The organism is Lysobacter sp. HA18 (assembly GCF_054057595.1).
Genome location: NZ_JBSRZL010000001.1, coordinates 2,306,030 through 2,323,559, shown reverse-complemented (window position 1 = coordinate 2,323,559; position 17,530 = coordinate 2,306,030). Strand labels below are relative to the sequence as shown.

At 64.0% G+C, this 17,530-nt stretch carries 16 protein-coding genes and 1 tRNA gene; 14 read left to right on the top strand and 3 right to left on the bottom strand.

The window, feature by feature from the left end; translation table 11 throughout:
- The first annotated feature begins 49 nt into the window (after positions 1 to 49).
- Together purE and ACVWWW_RS11440 are read left to right on the top strand one after the other, a co-directional pair.
- A complete protein-coding gene (purE, locus tag ACVWWW_RS11445; protein ID WP_027083438.1) occupies positions 50 to 556 on the top strand; it encodes a 5-(carboxyamino)imidazole ribonucleotide mutase in 507 nt (168 codons plus the stop codon).
- Complete coding sequence (locus ACVWWW_RS11440) at positions 553 to 1,698, top strand: 5-(carboxyamino)imidazole ribonucleotide synthase (RefSeq protein ID WP_027083439.1); 1,146 nt, start codon at positions 553 to 555, stop codon at positions 1,696 to 1,698. The genes purE and ACVWWW_RS11440 overlap by 4 nt, the downstream gene beginning before the upstream one ends.
- A gap of 9 nt (positions 1,699 to 1,707) precedes the next feature.
- Here the strand turns inward: ACVWWW_RS11440 and ACVWWW_RS11435 are convergent, their stop codons facing one another.
- Together ACVWWW_RS11435 and ACVWWW_RS11430 are read right to left on the bottom strand one after the other, a co-directional pair.
- Positions 1,708 to 2,223, bottom strand: a complete 516-nt coding sequence (locus ACVWWW_RS11435; protein ID WP_027083440.1) for a DUF1453 domain-containing protein — start codon at positions 2,221 to 2,223, stop codon at positions 1,708 to 1,710.
- Positions 2,224 to 2,319: 96 nt separating this feature from the next.
- Positions 2,320 to 2,898, bottom strand: coding sequence for a Fe-Mn family superoxide dismutase (locus ACVWWW_RS11430; RefSeq protein ID WP_027083441.1), 579 nt, complete (start codon positions 2,896 to 2,898; stop codon positions 2,320 to 2,322).
- Positions 2,899 to 2,999: 101 nt separating this feature from the next.
- On the opposite strand from ACVWWW_RS11430, the gene grxD reads away from it, so the two are divergent.
- The 5 genes from grxD to ppnN all read left to right on the top strand — a co-directional run bounded on the left by grxD (position 3,000) and on the right by ppnN (position 9,666).
- A complete protein-coding gene (grxD, locus tag ACVWWW_RS11425) occupies positions 3,000 to 3,320 on the top strand; it encodes a Grx4 family monothiol glutaredoxin (RefSeq protein WP_027083442.1) in 321 nt (106 codons plus the stop codon).
- The gene (locus ACVWWW_RS11420) at positions 3,317 to 4,066 is read left to right on the top strand and encodes an SDR family NAD(P)-dependent oxidoreductase (protein WP_027083443.1); all 750 of its coding nucleotides are present in this window, start codon (positions 3,317 to 3,319) and stop codon (positions 4,064 to 4,066) included. The genes grxD and ACVWWW_RS11420 overlap by 4 nt, the downstream gene beginning before the upstream one ends.
- Positions 4,063 to 4,647, top strand: a complete 585-nt coding sequence (locus tag ACVWWW_RS11415; RefSeq protein ID WP_027083444.1) for a YhgN family NAAT transporter — start codon at positions 4,063 to 4,065, stop codon at positions 4,645 to 4,647. Before ACVWWW_RS11420 ends, ACVWWW_RS11415 begins: the two co-directional genes overlap by 4 nt.
- 153 nt (positions 4,648 to 4,800) lie before the next feature.
- Complete coding sequence (locus ACVWWW_RS11410; protein ID WP_027083445.1) at positions 4,801 to 8,160, top strand: TonB-dependent receptor; 3,360 nt, start codon at positions 4,801 to 4,803, stop codon at positions 8,158 to 8,160.
- A gap of 111 nt (positions 8,161 to 8,271) precedes the next feature.
- Entirely contained in the window at positions 8,272 to 9,666 is a 1,395-nt protein-coding gene (gene ppnN, locus ACVWWW_RS11405; RefSeq protein ID WP_051235281.1) for a nucleotide 5'-monophosphate nucleosidase PpnN, read from the top strand.
- On the opposite strand, the gene ACVWWW_RS11400 is transcribed toward ppnN, so the two are convergent.
- Positions 9,659 to 10,705 carry a histidine kinase gene (locus ACVWWW_RS11400; protein WP_051235283.1) on the bottom strand — a complete coding sequence of 349 codons (1,047 nt, stop codon included), beginning with the start codon at positions 10,703 to 10,705 and terminating at the stop codon, positions 9,659 to 9,661. The two genes, ppnN and ACVWWW_RS11400, sit on opposite strands and share 8 nt — an antisense overlap.
- A 4-nt stretch (positions 10,706 to 10,709) precedes the next feature.
- On the opposite strand from ACVWWW_RS11400, the gene ACVWWW_RS11395 reads away from it, so the two are divergent.
- From ACVWWW_RS11395 to ACVWWW_RS11365, 7 genes are all read left to right on the top strand, one after another.
- Complete coding sequence (locus ACVWWW_RS11395; protein WP_081672159.1) at positions 10,710 to 11,453, top strand: GspH/FimT family pseudopilin; 744 nt, start codon at positions 10,710 to 10,712, stop codon at positions 11,451 to 11,453.
- 8 nt (positions 11,454 to 11,461) lie between these two features.
- Positions 11,462 to 11,896 (top strand): type IV pilus modification protein PilV, encoded by a 435-nt coding sequence (gene pilV / locus ACVWWW_RS11390; protein ID WP_036142094.1) that lies wholly within the window; start codon positions 11,462 to 11,464, stop codon positions 11,894 to 11,896.
- Positions 11,835 to 13,040: a prepilin-type N-terminal cleavage/methylation domain-containing protein gene (locus tag ACVWWW_RS11385; RefSeq protein WP_081672161.1), complete on the top strand. Its 1,206-nt coding sequence runs from the start codon at positions 11,835 to 11,837 to the stop codon at positions 13,038 to 13,040. The genes pilV and ACVWWW_RS11385 overlap by 62 nt, the downstream gene beginning before the upstream one ends.
- Positions 13,040 to 13,567, top strand: a complete 528-nt coding sequence (locus tag ACVWWW_RS11380) for a PilX N-terminal domain-containing pilus assembly protein (protein ID WP_036142095.1) — start codon at positions 13,040 to 13,042, stop codon at positions 13,565 to 13,567. The genes ACVWWW_RS11385 and ACVWWW_RS11380 overlap by 1 nt, the downstream gene beginning before the upstream one ends.
- Before the next feature lie 4 nt (positions 13,568 to 13,571).
- On the top strand, positions 13,572 to 16,940 hold the full coding sequence (locus tag ACVWWW_RS11375) for a PilC/PilY family type IV pilus protein (protein ID WP_051235285.1): 3,369 nt from the start codon (positions 13,572 to 13,574) through the stop codon (positions 16,938 to 16,940).
- Entirely contained in the window at positions 16,940 to 17,365 is a 426-nt protein-coding gene (locus tag ACVWWW_RS11370; RefSeq protein WP_027083450.1) for a type IV pilin protein, read from the top strand. Before ACVWWW_RS11375 ends, ACVWWW_RS11370 begins: the two co-directional genes overlap by 1 nt.
- 54 nt (positions 17,366 to 17,419) lie before the next feature.
- Positions 17,420 to 17,496: transfer RNA gene (locus tag ACVWWW_RS11365), tRNA-Asn, on the top strand.
- The last annotated feature ends 34 nt before the right edge of the window (positions 17,497 to 17,530 follow it).

Here is a 17,530-nt window from a genome sequence, read left to right as displayed (position 1 = left end):
GAATCGCGGGTGGGCCGTTTAGAATACGTCTTTGCCTGGAAGGGGACGTATGGCCGCCGTGCAACCGCCCGCCGCCGTGGTCGGCATCGTGATGGGGTCGCGTTCGGACTGGGAAACGATGCAGCACGCGGCCGCGAAGCTCGAGGAGCTGGGCGTGCCGCACGAAGTGCGCGTCGTCTCCGCCCACCGCACGCCCGACGTGCTGTTCGATTACGCCGCGACGGCACGCGACCGCGGCCTGCGCGCGATCATCGCCGGCGCCGGCGGTGCGGCGCATCTGCCGGGCATGCTGGCGTCGAAGACGGCCGTGCCGGTGCTCGGCGTGCCCGTGCAGTCGAAAGCGTTGAACGGCATGGATTCGCTGCTGTCGATCGTGCAGATGCCAGCGGGTATTCCCGTTGCGACGTTCGCGATCGGCAACGCGGGCGCGTCGAATGCCGCTTTGTTCGCGGCAGCGATGCTTGCGTCCGACATGCCGGACGTCGCTGCAAAGCTCGACGCATTCCGTGCGAAGCAGACGGCCGACGTCATGCAGAACGACGACCCGCGCAAATGACGACCGTCGGCATCCTCGGCGGCGGCCAGCTCGCGCGCATGCTCGCGCTTGCTGGCGCGCCGCTCGGCCTGCGTTTCCTGGTGATGGACAACGTCGCCGACGCCTGTGCCGGGCAGTTCGCGCCGATGGTGGTCGGTGACTATCGCGACGAAGCTGCGCTCGCGGAATTCGCATCGCGCGTCGATGTCGCGACGTTCGACTTCGAGAACGTGCCGGCCGAATCAGCGCGTTGGCTGACGAATCGCGTGGACGTGTTTCCGAATCCGCGCGCGCTGTCTATCGCGCAGGACCGGCTCGCCGAAAAGACCTTGTTCAGCGAACTCGGCATTCCGGTGCCACCGTTCGCCCCCGTCGATACGCTGGACGAACTTCGCGCTGCGATCGCCGATATCGGTACGCCGTGCATCCTTAAAACGCGTCGTCTCGGTTACGACGGCAAGGGACAGTTCCGTATCCGCAGCGCGGACGATGTCGACGCCGCGTGGACCGCGCTTGGCGCGCAGGCTTCGAAAGTCGGGCTGATCCTCGAAGGCTTCGTGCATTTCGAGCGCGAGCTGTCTGTGGTCGCCGTGCGTGGTCGCGATGGCGAGTTTCGCGCGTGGCCACTCACGGAGAACTGGCACGTCGACGGCGTGCTGTCGGCAAGCCTTGCGCCTGCAACCGCGGATGACGCAACACAGGCACTCGCCTGCGATCACGCGCGTCGCCTCGCCGAAGCGCTCGATTACGTTGGCGTGTTCGCGCTCGAACTGTTCGCTCAGGGTGGCGTGCTGCTCGCCAACGAACTCGCGCCGCGCGTGCACAACTCGGGGCACTGGACGATCGAGGGCAGCGAGACGTCGCAGTTCCAGAATCATCTGCGTGCGGTGCTGGGTCTGCCGCTCGGCGACACGCGCATGGTCGGCGTCGCCTGCATGCTTAACTGGGTCGGCGAGATGCCGGACGCGGCGCCGGTTCTCGAAGAAGCCGGCGGTCACTGGCACGACTACGGCAAGGAGCCGCGCGAAGGCCGCAAGGTTGGACATGCGACCTTGCGTGCGGATTCGTCTAGCGAGCTTGCCGAAGCGCTTGCACGCGTCGGCAAGAGGTTGCAGCGCGACGCGCAGGTTGCGCCGGTGATCGCGCGGCTTTCGAACGGCTGAGCGGGTCGCTCAGCCGGGGCTCGCGACCGTTTCCGGCATCGCGACAACACGCTTCATGCGCTGCATGAGCCCGATGCCCTGCACCACGTAGAACGTCAGCACGGTCGCCGCGATCGCGAGCGTCAGCGGGCTGGACGTTTGCGGCGTCGTGAAACCACCCGACGCGAAACGCCACGCCATGCGTCCGACCAGCAGGCCGGACAGCGCGGCGCCGATCCACGGATTGGGCGTGTAGCCCGGTTGGCCGCCCTGCATGTCGATCCGCATCAGGCGCAGCGCAACGACGCCAAGCACGCCACCGAAGGCCGCGCCCACCGCGATGCCCCAGTCTTCTGCCGGCCGAAACACGGCGAGCAGGGCGAGCGCTGCGAGGAATATCGAAAGCAGGACGACGCGTGCAATCGTGCGCTTCGGTCGCCAAGGCTGACGTCCGAAATGGCTGCGGATGCGGCGATAGATGCTGAAGCCGACGATGGCGGCGATGAGGTACGGCACGTACCCCGGCATGGCGGGTGTCGCGGTCATTGGAATCTCCCCCTGGAGACGACAAGCCTAGCGCAGACCGCAGAAATGCGAACGGCCGGGTCGCCCCGGCCGTTCTTTGGATCCGCTATGCGCGAATCACTTCATGTTCGACGCCACGAAGTCCCAGTTGACGAGGTTCCAGAACGCCTCGACGAACTTCGGACGCGCGTTGCGGTAGTCGATGTAGTACGCGTGTTCCCACACGTCGCAGGTCAGCAGCGGCGTGTCTTCACCGGTGATCGGCGTGTTCGCGTTCGACGTGCTCACCAGCGCGAGCGAACCATCCGGACGCTGCACCAGCCAGCCCCAGCCCGAACCGAACGTGCCGACGCAGGTCTTGGCGAATTCTTCCTTGAACGTCGCGAAGTCGCCGAACGCGAGGTTGATCGCATCGGCCAGCTTGCCGGTCGGCTCGCCGCCGCCGTTGGGCTTCATGCAGTTCCAGAAGAACGTGTGGTTCCACACCTGCGCGACGTTGTTGAACAACGCGCCCTGCGCACGGCGAATGATGTCGACCAGCGGCATGTCCGCGAACTCGGTGCCTTCGATCATCTTGTTGGCGTTGTCGACATACGCCTTGTGGTGCTTGCCGTAATGGAAGTCGAGCGTTTCGGCCGACATGTGCGGCTCGAGCGCGGCGCGGTCGTAGGGCAGGGGAGGCAGTTCAATGGCCATTCGGCAACTCCTTGTGGGGACGGGAGGCGTACAATTTCCCATTCTATCCCCACGATGCCGTCGCGATCCGTCGCGGCGGTGCAATGCACAGGAGAAAGCCCATGAACATCATGGAGCGCATCCAGGCCGAGATCGACCGCCATCCCGTCGTCCTTTTCATGAAGGGCACGCCGCAATTTCCGATGTGCGGCTTTTCGAGCCAGACGGTGCAGGCGCTGCGCAACGCCGGCGCGACGGGACTGCACACGATCAACGTGCTCGAAGACCCGGAAGTGCGCGCGAACCTGCCGCGTCTTTCCAACTGGCCGACGTTCCCGCAGCTCTTCATCAATGGCGAGCTGATCGGCGGCTGTGACATCACGCTGGAGCTTCTGGAATCCGGCGAGCTCGCGCGCATCGTCAGCGAGACGCAGGCTTCGTGAGCGAGTCGGCGTCCCGCGCGCTCGAAGGGCGCGTCGTCCTCGTCACCGGTGCGCACGGCGGCTTCGGCAGCGCGGTCGCCGTCGCGTGCGCGCAAGCGGGTGCGACGGTGGTGCTGCTCGGTCACAAGGTGCCGCGTCTCAACCGGCTTTATGACCGGATTGCTGCAATGGGCATCGAGCCGGCGATCTATCCGCTGGATCTCGAGGGTGCATCGCCCGACGACTACGCACAGCTGGCGGACTCGCTCGAGTCGGGCGTCGGCCGCCTCGATGGCATCGTCCACTGCGCCGCCGAGTTCCGTGGCCTGACGCCGATCATCCACGCGGATCCCGCTGATTTCGCGCGGTCGCTGCATGTCGGGCTGACCGCGCCGTGGTGGCTGACGCAGGCCCTGCTGCCGCTGCTGGCGAAGTCGGACGATGCGTCCGTCGTGTTCACCCTCGACTCCCCGGAACGCGTCGGCGCGGCGTACTGGGGCGGCTATGGTGTGTCGCAGTTCGGGTTGCAGGGCGTCGTGCAGATCCTCCATGCGGAGCTGGCGAACAGCACCGTGCGGGTCTCGGGCCTGATGCCGGGGCCGATGCGCACGACGTTGCGCGCGCGGGCATGGGTGGAGGAAACGGACCGCCAGGCGGTCGACCCGTCGGCGTATGCGCCGGCGGCAGTCGACCTGTTGTCGGCCGCCGGTATAGCGCGTCGCGGAACAGTCTGGGCGCCCACCGCCGCTGAACTCGCGACCGTATGACGATCGCGTCCGCCGCGCTGCTGCTGTTCCTCATCCTCGATCCGCTCGGGAACATTCCGGTGTTCCTGAGTCTTCTGCGTCCGCTCGCGCCGCACCGGCAGCGCGCGGTGCTCGCCCGCGAGCTGGTCATCGCGCTCGGCGTGCTGTTCGCCTTCCTCTGGGGTGGAAAGTACGGCCTCGAGCTGATGCACCTGCGGCAGGAGTCGGTATCGATCGCAGGCGGCATCGTGCTGTTCCTGATCGGCATTCGCATGATCTTCCCGCCGCCGGAAGGCCTGATGGGCGAGATCCCGGACGGCGAGCCCTTCATCGTGCCGATGGCCATCCCTCTGATCGCTGGCCCGTCCGGCATGGCGGCGGTGATGCTGATGGGCAGCAACGAGCCCGGCCGCCTCAAGGACTGGAGCATCGCGTTGCTGATCGCCTGGGCGGGGACTGCCGCCATCCTGGCTTGCGCCACCGTCCTCTACCGCTTCCTCGGCAAGCGGGTGCTGACCGCGATCGAGCGGCTGATGGGCATGCTGCTCGTCGCGATCTCCGTCCAGATGTTCCTTGACGGACTGTCGGCCTACCTGCGCTGAAGCCTTCAGCCGCCTGTCAGCGGGCGCGACCGGCGTCCCGTCACGTGCCTGTCACGAAAGCCTTCTAGCGTGTTAATCTGATGTTAACCACGATCCGGACGGGGAGTCCGGGGCGTGCCACTCCCGTCTGCCGTGTCCATCGAGGTTTCACGTATGACCCATGCCAGCCGCCTGCGGCTGTCCAAGCTCACGCTTGGCCTGTTCACCGCCCTTGCCGCCGCTAACGCCTTCGCGCAGAGCACGTCCGCCGGTATCGGCGGTGTCGTCACCGATGCTGGCGGCCGCCCCGTCGGTGGTGCCGACGTCACGATCGTGCACGTTGAATCGGGCACGGTGAGCCACGCGACCACGGACGCGAACGGCCGCTACAACGCGCGCGGCCTGCGCGTCGGTGGCCCGTACACGATCACGATCAACAACTCCGGAAACACGGCACACCAGGAAGGCGTTTATCTCGGCCTCGACCAGGTTGCCGATGTGGACCTGCACCTGACGCAGAACGACGTGCAGCTCGGCTCCGTCGTCGTCAAGGGCAAGGCCACGTCGCAGTACTTCGGTGCCGACATGAAGGGCATCAGCACCAATCTGTCGCGTCGTGACCTCGATCGCCTGCCGGCTCCGGATCGCTCGATCCAGAACGTCGTGCGTGCCGATCCCCGCATCGTCGTCACCGACCGCGACCGTGGCGCGTTCTCGGCCGCTGGGCAGAACTTCCGCTACAACAGCATCACGATCGACACCATCCAGGCGGGCGACCCGTTCGGCCTGAACGACAACGGCCTGCCGACCAAGGGCACGCCGATCTCGCAGGACGCGATCGAGAGCTACAACATCTCGACCGCCAACTTCGACGTCGCAACGCGTCGCGGCGTCGGCGCGTGGGTCAATGCCGTCACCAAGAGCGGCACGAACGACTTCCACGGTTCGGTCTACTACGTCTACCAGAACGCCGACAACATGATTGGTGAGAACCAGTCCGGCGCGAAGTGGACCGGTTTCACCAAGGACACGACCATCGGCGCCACCCTCGGCGGCCCGATCGTCAAGGACACGCTGTTCTTCTTCGCGAGCTACGAAGAGAGCAACAAGACGAGCCCGGGCGCACCGTTCGGTCCGTCGGACTCCAATGCCACGCTGAAGGTTCCGGGCATCACGCAGGCGCAGGTCGACCAGATCATCGCGGCGGCTAAGGCCAAGGGCCTGACGCCGGGCGACCTGACCGCGTCGAACGTCGACACCGACAGCAAGCGCGCGCTCGTCAAGTTCGACTGGAACATCAACGAGCAGCACCGCGCCAGCCTGCGTCTGAGCCAGACGAAGGAAATCGAGCCGATCATTACGGCCGCGACCACGACGGGTGCGAACCCGACGCTGCCTCTGTCGAGCAACTGGTACGTGCTGGACAAGAAGAACACCAGCTACGCGCTCAGCCTGTACGACGACTGGACTAGCAACTTCTCGACGGAAGCCTCGGTCGGCTACAACGAGTTCACGCAGAACCGCGAGCCGCTCGTGGGCGGTGCCCAGCCGGAAGTTACCGTTCGCGTCGGTGACGCGGACACCGGTCCGGCAGTCCGTTTCGGCACCGAGTTCTCCTCGCAGGCCAACGTGCTCGCGGTCAAGACCTGGAACGGCTACTTCGCCGGTACCTGGTACGCCGGTGATCACGTGATCAAGGGCGGCGTCGACTATCAGCGCGACGACTTCTACAACCTGTTCCTGCAGGCCGCGAACGGTTCGTACGCGTTCAATTCGATTGCGAAGTTCCAGAGCGGCGTCTACCGCCGTTACCAGCTCAACACGCCGGCGCCGGGCTACACGCTCGATAACGTTGCCGCGCGGTTCGTGATGACGCAGTACGGCCTCTTCCTGCAGGACACGTGGCAGGCAAACGACAAGCTGTCGGTGCAGTACGGCCTGCGTTACGACATCCCGCAGGTCAGCCCGCTGCCGACGTACAACCCGTGCTTCGCGGCACAGCCGGGTGCGCAGGGCCCGCAGGGCTCGCCCGCGGTGTGCGGCCTGCGTCCCGCGGCCGGCGTCAACGGCCAGGGTTCGAGCGGTGGCTACGGTTATTCCAACCAGGGCACGATCGACGGTAACTCGGTGCTCCAGCCGCGAGCGTCGTTCAATTACCAGATCGACGACAACACGCAGCTGCGTGGCGGCGCTGGTGTGTTCGTTTCGAATACGCCGGCCGTTTGGGTAGCTAATCCGTACTCGAACAACGGCGTTGCCGTCGCGAGCTATGACGTCAACCGTGCAGTGCTGCTGCCGGGCGACCCGGCTTTCAGCCCGGATGCCGGCAACCAGCCGATCCCGGGTGGCCGTACGCTGCCGGGCCTTGGTACGTCGCAGATGAGCCTCTCGATCGTCGATCCGAGCTTCCAGATCCCGACGGTTGCGAAGTACACGCTTGGTATCGACCACACGTTCCCGTGGTTCGGTGGCACGGTCGCGACGACCGAGTGGCAGCACCTCGACACGATCAAGGGCATCCTGTACCAGAACATCAACCTGGGCGCGTCGAACGGCGTTCTCCCGGACGGTCGTCTGAACTACTCGCGATCGACGACCCTTGCCCCCGGCGGCGCCAACACGAACCGCGTCAATGCGAACCCGTCGTTCGGTCAGGCCATGATCCTGCTGACCAACACGGATAAGGGCAGCTCGGACAGCGTGACGTTCTCGCTGCGCAAGCCGATGGCGAACGATTGGGCAGCCTCGATCGCGTACACCTGGACGCAGGCGAAGGACGTCAACCCGGGCGCCTCCAGCGTCGCGAACAGCAGCTTCCAGAACCGCGACTGGATCAACCCGAACGACGACTACCTCGGCACGTCGAACTACGAGATCCCGAACCGCGTCCTCGCGCAGGCCACGTGGCAGCACCGCTTCTTCGGTGCGTACAACACCAGCTTCACGGCGTTGTACGACGGTCACAACGGCGCACCGTACAGCTGGATCTTCGGCAACGACGTCAACGGTGACTCGTACTTCCACGATCTCGCGTACGTGCCGTCGGGTCCGGCGGACATCAACTGGGCTCCGACGACCAACAACACGACCACGCCGGCGAATGCGGCGGCGAGCGCCCAGCTGATCAACTCGTTCTGGGCTTATATCGCTGCGCATCCGGAACTCGCCCGCTTCCAGGGTGAGATTTTCCAGCGCAACGAGGCGCGCGCTCCGTGGGTGAACCAGCTCGACCTGTCGTTCTCGCAGGAAATCCCGGGCTTCATGAAGGGCCATAAGGGCGAAGTCCGCCTCGACGTGTTCAATTTCCTCAACATGCTCAACAACAAGTGGGGCGTGGAATACCGTGCCAACTTCCCGCTTGAGCGCGTGCTGGCGGATTCGGCCGGCGTCGGTCCTAACGGCAAGTACGTCTACGACATCTCGAAGTACAAGGATGCCAACGGCAACTACGCGCCGCAGGCCCTTGCTCCGAACGAGAGCTTCACCCCGTCGCAGCGTTGGTCGGTCCTGCTGACCCTGCGTTACAAGTTCTAAGCGACTCCAGCGTCACCGAAAACGGCCGGGCTCGCCCGGCCGTTTTCTTTTGTGGAAACGGCGCGTGCGCTAGAGTCCGCGCACTAATCAGACGAAAAGAACGCAAGCGGAATGAACGCAGTGACCGAAGCACCGAGTACCGTCATCCTCCCGACCGTCGACGCGCGCATCTATCCGCGCAACGGTCTCGACATCCTGTCCCGCACCGAGGTGGCGCGCCTGCGCGATGCCTCCAGCGGTGGCATGCACGAACTGCTGCGTCGTTGCGCGCTGGCCGTGCTCACCAGTGGCAGCACCAGCGATGACCCGCGCGCCGCGCGCGAGCTGTATCCGGATTTCGACATCCACGTGCAGCAGCAGGATCGTGGCGTCCGCATCGACCTGATCAAGGCGCCGGCAATGGCGTTCGTCGAAGGCGAACTCATCCAGGGTGTTGCCGAGTTGCTCGCAGCGGTCGTGCGCGATCTCGCGTACACCGCGATCGAACTCGGCAACGACTGCAACCGCGATCTCGAAAGCAGTGACGGCATCACCGACGCGGTGTTCGGCCTGCTGCGCAATGCACGCGTGCTGCACCCGGGCGACCCGAATCTCGTCGTCTGCTGGGGTGGCCACTCGATCAATCGCGACGAGTACCTCTATACCAAGCAGGTCGGCTACGAGCTCGGCCTGCATGGCATCGACATCTGCACCGGCTGCGGCCCGGGTGCGATGAAAGGCCCGATGAAGGGCGCGACGATCGCGCACGCCAAGCAGCGTCGTCGTCGTATGCGTTACATCGGCATTACCGAGCCGGGCATCATCGCCGCCGAGTCGCCGAATCCGATCGTGAACCACCTCGTGATCATGCCGGACATCGAGAAGCGTCTCGAAGCGTTCGTCCGCATGGCGCACGGCATCATCGTGTTCCCGGGCGGCGTGGGGACGGCGGAGGAGATTCTGTACATCCTCGGCATCCTGCTTCGCGAGGAAAACCAGGGCCTGCCGTTCCCGTTGATCCTGACGGGTCCGACCGCGTCCGCGCCGTACTTCGAGCAGATCGATCAGTTCCTGCGCCTCACGCTGGGCGAGGCGGCGACGTCGCGTTACGAAATCATCGTCGGCGACCCCGCGGAAGTCGGTAAGCGCATGAGCCGCGCGATGCGCAAGGTGCGCGAGCATCGCATCGCGCATCGCGATTCGTTCTTCTTCAACTGGTCGGTCGACATCCCACTCGCGTTCCAGCAACCGTTCGTGCCGACGCACGAAGCGATGGCCGCGCTCGACCTGCACCACGGCCGCAAGCCGCACGAACTCGCTGCCGACCTGCGCCGCGCGTTCTCGGGCATCGTGGCCGGCAACGTCAAGGAAGACGGCATCCGTCGCGTCGAGGAATTCGGCCCGTTCGAGATCCACGGCGACGTCGACATCATGCAGGCGCTCGATGAGCTGCTACGTGGCTTCGTGCAGCAGCACCGCATGAAGATCGCGGGTGACTATCGGCCGTGCTATCGCGTCGTCACCTGATCAACGCGTTGGCGGGGCGAGGGCGGGGCAGGCGGACGGTCGCGACGTAGTGCTCGCCGACCGTCTGCGTCTCGATGCGTCCGGTTCCGTTCGTGAGCGCATCGACGCGCGCCTGCGCGGCGCGCACACCGACGCCGTGCCCCGGCGTCGATCGCTCCTTGCCGAGCACGAGCGGGCTGCGCACACGGATCACGATCCACTCGGGATCCGATTCGAGCGCGATGTCGATCGTCCCGCCGCGTTCAACGCGCTCGACGCTGTGGTGAATCGCGTTCTCCACGAGCGGTTGCAGCGACAACGCGGGCACCTTTACGCGCGGCAGGTCGGGAGGTAGCGACCAGTTGACTCGCAGGCGGTCGCCAAAGCGCAGCGATTCGATGTCGAGGTATGCGCGGGTGACCTCGATCTCGTCGCGCAGCTCGACGACCTGCGGTTTTGCCAATGCCATGCGTATCAGCTCGGAGAGCCCGAGCAGCACCGACTCTGCACGGTCCGGCTGCTGATGCACCAGCGCAACGGCCGTGTTGAGTGCATTGAATAGGAAGTGCGGGTGTACGCGCGCCTTGAGTGACTCCAACTCCGCCTGCTGCGCGCGAACCGCAGCAAGCCTTGCTGTCCAATGGGCGTCATAAACCGACAAGCCGAGAAAGCCGACGATCACGACGATCAAGGTCACGCGCAGGACCAGGGATCCCCACGTCATGCCGGGCCCGAGCCAGTTTTCACCGAGCGACATTCGTGCGACGAGCAGGACGACCAAGCTGTTCCAAACAATGAGCGCGAGAAGCGCCCATGCGATCTGTCGGTGCGTGCGGCCTGCGAGGGGGCGACGCAGCAAATAGACTCCGCCGAGGGAAAGTAGCAGTACCCATTGCGTTGCGAACGACGCGATCGCAAACGCAGTCCATCGTGGGGTGCCACCGCTCCAGGCAAGGGCCAACACGGCGGCGAGCGCCTCCCCGACGAGCGTGACGCGGATCAAGGTTTCCGCGCGCCAAAGGAACGTAAGTGTCGCGGGTGTCGCAAGCTTGCGCGTCATAGTGATGGGCATCTCTTGGGGCAAGCCGGCATTTCTGGGCCGTCTGGGCAGGCACACCGCCCGTCCGTCGGTCGTCGCTGGATACCTTGCTGGACCGTATTTAACCTGCCATCAGAGTAATTGGGGGAAACCAATGCCGGATTCGCGAAATGCGCGTCGACCACATCCGATCCGGTCGGCGCGGGGCTTCACGCTAGTGGAGCTGGTCGTGACGCTCGTAATTCTTGCAGTTGTGTTGAGCATTGGCATCCCGAGCTTCAAGCGACTGATTGCGTCGAACCGGCTTTCGGCCGCAGCGAACGATGTGGTCGCGGTCATGCAAACGGCGCGAGCCGAAGCGATACGGCAAAACCGGCGCGTCATGTTGTGCCCGAGCACGACGGGACGGAATTGTTCGGGCGCGAACTGGAGTCACTTCATCGCGTTCAGCGTCGGCCCGACGGTAAGCACGGCTACTCCGTCTTCCGTTGCGCCGGCCGCCGCGACTGACGTACTGCGTGACGTCGACCTCGGGACTGGGCGCCTCGCAGTGAAAGGCAGCAGCAATGTAACGGCGAGCGATCGCATCTGGTTTTCCTCGGACGGCTATGCACGAATGGGCGCTTCTTCCACCCGCGCGGGCGCTATTTCCGTGTGTTCGACTGATGCCCCTGCGGCAGAAAACACACGTGATGTCGTCGTCGATACCAGCCGGATCGCAGTCGTGCGTCGTGATGGCACCGCGGCGTGTACGCAGCTGACGGACTAGGGACTCATATGGATAACCGCCACACGAAACAACGCGGGAGCAGCCTCCTGGAAGTGCTGATCGCCGTATTGATCCTCGCGATAGGAATGCTCGGCATGGCGGCGTTGCAGGTCGTCACGCTGAGCAACACCGGTAGCGCTTCTCAACGGTCTACGGCAGTTATCCAGTCGTACGCGATGTTTGACCTTATGAGGGCAAATTTGGGTGCGGCCCGATCGGGTCAATACGACACGGGCTGGCTTTGCCAGGCGCCTGCGACGGGTACGCGCATCAGTAACGACGTGAATGCCTGGATCGGGCAGCTTCAGAGCGCGATGGGGGACACGGCCTGCGGGCGCATCACCTGTGGGACCAACACCTGCACCGTCGGGGTTCGGTGGGATGACAGTCGCGGGTCGGGCGGCGACACGCAGCAGAAGATCGAAACCACGAGCAGGCTCTGACATGGCTAGTTTTCGAAATCCTCGTTCCGCACTCACGCATCAGGCGGGCTTCTCGCTAATCGAGCTCATGATCGCGCTCGTGCTTGGTTTGCTGGTGGTTGCGGGAGCCAGTGCCGTCTTTCTATCCAACAAGCGGACGTTCGGAACGAGCGAAACGCTCAATCGCATCCAGGAAAGCCAGCGCGCTTCGTTCGAGCTCATGTCGCGCGACCTCCGGGAGGCGGGCGGCAATCCGTGTTCGATGTCATCCAAGCCGGTGAACATGCTCAACGCGGGCGGCAACACGTGGTGGAGCAGCTACGGCGACGGCATCCGGGGCTATGGCGGCAGCGACGCTGCGGCAGGCACGACGACGGGCGCGGCCACCGGTAACCGCGTCGCGGGTACGGATGCTGTGGACCTGGCGCTGGCGAACGAAGGCGGCGACGTACGAGTGGTGCTGCAGGACACGCCCGGCGCGAACATTCAGGTGTCGTCGACCGCGGGCATTACCGATGGCGAGATCCTGATGATCTGCAATATGGATTACCGCATGATCTTTCAGGTCACCAACCTGACGTCAGCCGCCGGCGGCTTCAGCATCCAGCACAACGGCGGTGGCGGCGGCACGACGGGCAATTGCAGCCAGGTGTTCCAGATTTTCAACAACGTGTCCTCATGCAACCCGGGTGCGTCCGGGTCGGGGTATTGCTTCGCGGTCCCGGATCCGACCCATGTCAATCCGAACTGCAATGACTTCAGCAACTCGCCCGCACGCGTGGCCCACGTGACCATGTCACGTTGGTACATCGGTCGAAATGCGCGCGGCAGCACGTCGCTGTACCGCGCCGTCGTCGTTAACAACAGCGGCACCAACACCCCGAGTGCCGTCAACCCGACGGAAATTGCGGAGGGCGCGACAGCGATGGCGGTCACCTACCTGCGACAAGGGCAGGCGAGCTTCGAAACCCCTGCGGCAATAACGACGGCAAATGCCTGGGGCCAAGTCATAGCGGCGCGCGTCAGCGTGTCGTTCGGCGGTGTCGACGGAGCCCTGACGGGCAACTATCTGCGCGGCACCAACGCCAACGGCTCGGCCGGCGCCGTAATCAACCAGACGATGACGAGCGTGGTGACGCTCCGCAACCGCGCGGGGCTGATCTGATGAGCCGTTCGATGCCTTCGAGGTTCGGGAACGGCGAGCGCGGCATTGCGCTGGTCGTGGTTCTCCTGCTTTTGCTCATCGTCACGTTGATCGGGTTGGCGGCGATGCGCGGCACCCTTCTCCAGGAACAGATGGCCGCCAACACGGCGTCACGTGGCAATGCGTTTCAGCTCGCCGAAGCCGTGCTGCGGGAAGGTGAATCGATCGCCGCGGGCGCCCCAACGATGCCGGCGGCGGGTGGTGCGTGTGTCAATGGGCGCTGCCCGAATCCGGGCCTGTCGAGCGACGGGTATTGGCAGGATTCCGCCAATTACAAATCGTCCGCGCTCGCCACCGCTGGCGTGACCGCGGGCTACGTGATCGAGGATATGGGCACCGGCTCGGATATCTCGTCGAGCTGCACGACTGCGATCGACGCATCGAGCGGCGGATGCTCCACGAACATCAAACGTTACCGCGTTACATCGCGCGTCCACATGGACACCGGGACCGAAGTCGTCCTGCAAACGAACTATCAGGTGGAGTGACCACATGGCCACGACTGATCTCAATCGATCGACTCTGCGACGCGGAATTCTCGCCGGCGCGATTGCCGCGCTGACGCTCGCCGTGGCCTCCGCCGGGGCAACGAGTTTCCCATCGTATCCGCTCGTGTCGGGCTCGCCACTTGCGCCGAACATCCTGTTCATCCTGGACGACTCGGGATCGATGGGCTTTCTGCGCATGCCGGTCGACGACGACGGCGAGATGCCGGATTCGCTGGCGACCAAGGCAAGCGTCAACAATACGGTGTATTACGACCCTAACACCCCCTACCAGCCCTGGATGACGGCGACTGGTGCTCGAATGACAGGGGGCACGTCGTTCAACGCTGTATTCGGCGATTTCGACCTGGCCGCCGGGAACACGATCGACCTTGCGGATAGCGGCAGCTGCCGGACATATTCGCAGAACGGTTCGAATGTACAGGTCTGCGGCGGTCCGACGCAGGCGACCTACTATGTATTGAAGGCCGGGCAGACGCCCAGCACTACAGACAACACGCGGTACTACCGCTATCAGATTCTCAACGTCAGCGGCACGGTGCGCGTGGTTCGCAGTGAATGGCTGACATCGGGCACCACCGACGCCACGATGGGATGCCCGGATCCGGGCGGCCGCAACAGAGCCGCTTGGCGTGCCTGTACATTCGCCACGCCGACAGGGCGTAGCGAAGCCGCCGAAATCACGAACTTCGCGACTTGGTTCTCGTACTCGCGCTCGCGCATGAAAATGGCGAAAGCTGGCGCGACCGAGGCGTTTTCGACGTTGGGCTCCAACGTCCGCGTTGGCTTCCGCACGATCTGGAACCGGAGCAACCTGGATATTCCAGTGCAGGACGGCAACTCCGGTCTGTTCGAGGACGCGACAACCCCGACGACGACGACGGCGCGATCCACCTGGTTCTCGCGGGTGCGCGATGCGACATCGCGTAACGGCACACCGCTCCAGGGCGCGCTTCAGAAGGCCGGCGATTACTACACGCAGACGGGCGCATCAGGGCCCTACGGGCCCGAGTCCGGCACCGCGCAATTCCAGTGCAGGCAGAACTTCAGCATTCTGACCACCGACGGCTACTGGAACGACGGGTCGAATTACACGGCAGTCGGCGAGCAGGACAGCAACAACGGCGTGGCCATCTTCAACCCGATCGATAGCACGAATACAGTCCGTTACACGGCGGGCATCCCGTATAGAGCGGCGGCCAGCGATACGCTGGGCGATATCGCAATGAAGTACTGGAAAAGCGATCTACGTACCGACCTTGCGAACAAAGTGGTTCCGGTTAGTACGGATCCCGCGTTCTGGCAACACATGGTGACGTTCGGTATTTCGATCGGCAACAAGGGCGGTCTCGACCAGGGTTCCGTCGCCGAGATCATTCGTGACGGGTCGCCGCGAATCAATGGCGTCAACGTTGCATGGCCGGTCGCCGCCAGCGGCAAGACCAGCGAAAACATCGACGATCTCCTGCACGCCGCGGTCAACGGCCATGGCGAATTCATCGCAGCGACGAACTCGAAGGATTTCGCGGATGCCCTCGGTGACGTGCTGAGCAAGATCCAGGAACGACTCGCGTCGGGTTCCAATGTCGCTACGAACAGCACGTCGTTCCAGTCCGACACGCGCATGTACCAGGCGAAATTCACCGCTGGCAAGTGGACCGGCGACCTCGAGGCGTACGATGTAACCGCGAGCGGCGGTATCGCGGCCAATGCCGCGTGGAAGACGGCCTCGCGCATCAACGCCAGCCTGACCGATGGTGACAGTAGTAATGACTTCACCGCGCGGACCGTATTGACGTGGGACACGTCGCGCAGTCGCGGTGCAAACTTCCCGACGACCGCGCAGACGTTGTTGCTCGCTCGTGGAACGGGCACGGACGCCGTTTCCGGTGCCACAAATGCCGACTACATCAAGGGCAGCCGAGCGGGGGAGATGTCCAATAACGGCACGCTCCGCAACCGCGCCTTCCTTCTGGGCGATATCGTCGATTCATCGCCGTTCTATCTGAAGGACAACGAGACGATCTTCGTGGGCGCTAACGACGGCATGCTCCATGCCATCAATGCGCTGACGGGCGACGTGCGCTATTCGTACGTCCCGGCCGGCATCGATTTCGCCAAGCTGGCGACTTTCAGCGATCCAGCGTACGCGCATACGTATTTCGTGGATGGCCCAATCGCGGTGAGCGCCCAGAATGCCGTTGGCGACAACTATCTGGTCGGAACGCTCGGCCGTGGCGGCAAGGGTGTGTTCGCGCTCGACGTGAGCAACAACACAAGCCCTTCAGTGATGTGGGACAACACCGCGAACGTCGATGACGACATGGGGTACGTGTTGGGTCTACCACTGATCGCCAAGTCCAATACCGGCGGTACCGTTGCCGTGGTGTCGAACGGCATCGATTCCGTCAACGGCTCGGCAACGCTTTACATCTACAACGTTACGAGTGGCAGCGTTCTGAAGAAGTTCGTGGTCGATACCGGCAGCAATGGGCTCTCGGCGCCCCGCGCCGCCGATGTGGATGGCGACGGAGACATCGACTACATCTACGCCGGCGATCTGAAGGGCAAGCTGTGGAAGTTCGACGTCTCGGGCGCCGCGGCCGCATCTTGGAACGTGGCACTCAACGGGCAGCCGATGTTCCAAACGGCGTCGAATCAGCCTATTACCGGCGGTCTGGCGATCGCTCGCGAGCCTGGTACGCGTCGGATCTTCATCACGTTCGGCACAGGTAAGTTGATCTCGCAAGGGGATCTGACGACGACCTCGACGCAGTCCCTGTACGCCCTGATTGACGATGGATCGATCATCCAGCGCAGTGACTTGACGCAGCGGACGATCGCAGCGACAGGGCAGGTGAATTCAAAGAACGTGCGTGCGTTCGAGACGTATGCGGCGCTGCCGTCAGGCTCGAAGGGTTGGTACATCAATCTGGGTACTCCGACAGCGGGCGAACGAGTAGTGAGCGGCCCGCGTATCAAGGGTCGCGCGGCCTTCTACTCGAGCATCATCCCGGCCTCCGGCGGCGCCAGTTGCGACCCGGGTGGCACGGGCTATCTGAACGTGCTCGATCTGTTTACGGGTACGAGCCCGCAGGCCGACGGTGGCGGGTCGAGCTCGTTCTTCGACCTTAACGGCAACGGCTCCGGCAATGACGACACGCTTACCGTCAACGGGCAGCAGTACCCGATCGGTTCGGTCGACCTCGGCGTGGGCATGCCGACGGAGTCCGCACAGATCGATAACTTCGTTGTGCTCGGTGGATCGACAGGCGGTCACTCCGGGGTTGGCGTCTCGGGCATATCGGGTCAGGCGAAGCGCGTTGGCTGGCGCGAAATATTCAACCGGGACTAATGACCGTGCACAACAAAAGAGAGAACGGCTTCACCCTCATCGAGTTAATGATTGTCGTGGCGATCATTGCCGTGCTGGCAGCCATCGCATATCCGGCGTACACGCAACACGTTTTGAAGGCACGCCGGGTTCAGGCGGCGGGATGCTTGCAGAACATGGCGCAGTTCATGGAGCGATTCCGCACGACTCACAATTTCTCGTACTCGGGCGCCACCGTGGTTGCCGACCAGTTTCAGTGCCAGACCGACCTATCGGCGTTCTACACGATTCTGCCCGTGACCGGCTCAGTGACCGCGACAGCGTATTCGCTTCAGGCCGCCCCGACCGGCGCTCAGCTGAAGGACACCAAATGCGCGACGCTTGGCCTGGACCAGACCGGCCAGAAGACTATTTCTGGCACGGCGAGCGTCGAGCAATGCTGGTGAAGTCTGGCCGCCGCTGTTGACCCCGAGCGACAACTGATTAAAATGCGGGTCCCCGCCCGAATAGCTCAGCCGGTTAGAGCACTTGACTGTTAATCAGGGGGTCGTTGGTTCGAGTCCAACTTCGGGCGCCAGATGAATGACTGAAGGGCTTGCAGCGATGCAGGC

Bases quoted from the DNA above. Each gene is read 5' to 3' on its own strand.
- pilV (WP_036142094.1), top strand. From the start codon at position 11,462: ATGGATAACCGCCACACGAAACAACGCGGGAGCAGCCTCCTGGAAGTG.
- ACVWWW_RS11370 (WP_027083450.1), top strand. From the start codon at position 16,940: ATGACCGTGCACAACAAAAGAGAGAACGGCTTCACCCTCATCGAGTTA.
- ACVWWW_RS11410 (WP_027083445.1), top strand. From the start codon at position 4,801: ATGACCCATGCCAGCCGCCTGCGGCTGTCCAAGCTCACGCTTGGCCTG.
- ACVWWW_RS11415 (WP_027083444.1), top strand. From the start codon at position 4,063: ATGACGATCGCGTCCGCCGCGCTGCTGCTGTTCCTCATCCTCGATCCG.
- ppnN (WP_051235281.1), top strand. From the start codon at position 8,272: ATGAACGCAGTGACCGAAGCACCGAGTACCGTCATCCTCCCGACCGTC.
- ACVWWW_RS11440 (WP_027083439.1), top strand. From the start codon at position 553: ATGACGACCGTCGGCATCCTCGGCGGCGGCCAGCTCGCGCGCATGCTC.
- grxD (WP_027083442.1), top strand. From the start codon at position 3,000: ATGAACATCATGGAGCGCATCCAGGCCGAGATCGACCGCCATCCCGTC.
- ACVWWW_RS11375 (WP_051235285.1), top strand. From the start codon at position 13,572: ATGGCCACGACTGATCTCAATCGATCGACTCTGCGACGCGGAATTCTC.
- ACVWWW_RS11430 (WP_027083441.1), bottom strand. From the start codon at position 2,898: ATGGCCATTGAACTGCCTCCCCTGCCCTACGACCGCGCCGCGCTCGAG.
- ACVWWW_RS11400 (WP_051235283.1), bottom strand. From the start codon at position 10,705: ATGACGCGCAAGCTTGCGACACCCGCGACACTTACGTTCCTTTGGCGC.
- ACVWWW_RS11385 (WP_081672161.1), top strand. From the start codon at position 11,835: ATGACAGTCGCGGGTCGGGCGGCGACACGCAGCAGAAGATCGAAACCA.
- ACVWWW_RS11395 (WP_081672159.1), top strand. From the start codon at position 10,710: ATGGGCATCTCTTGGGGCAAGCCGGCATTTCTGGGCCGTCTGGGCAGG.
- purE (WP_027083438.1), top strand. From the start codon at position 50: ATGGCCGCCGTGCAACCGCCCGCCGCCGTGGTCGGCATCGTGATGGGG.
- ACVWWW_RS11380 (WP_036142095.1), top strand. From the start codon at position 13,040: ATGAGCCGTTCGATGCCTTCGAGGTTCGGGAACGGCGAGCGCGGCATT.
- ACVWWW_RS11435 (WP_027083440.1), bottom strand. From the start codon at position 2,223: ATGACCGCGACACCCGCCATGCCGGGGTACGTGCCGTACCTCATCGCC.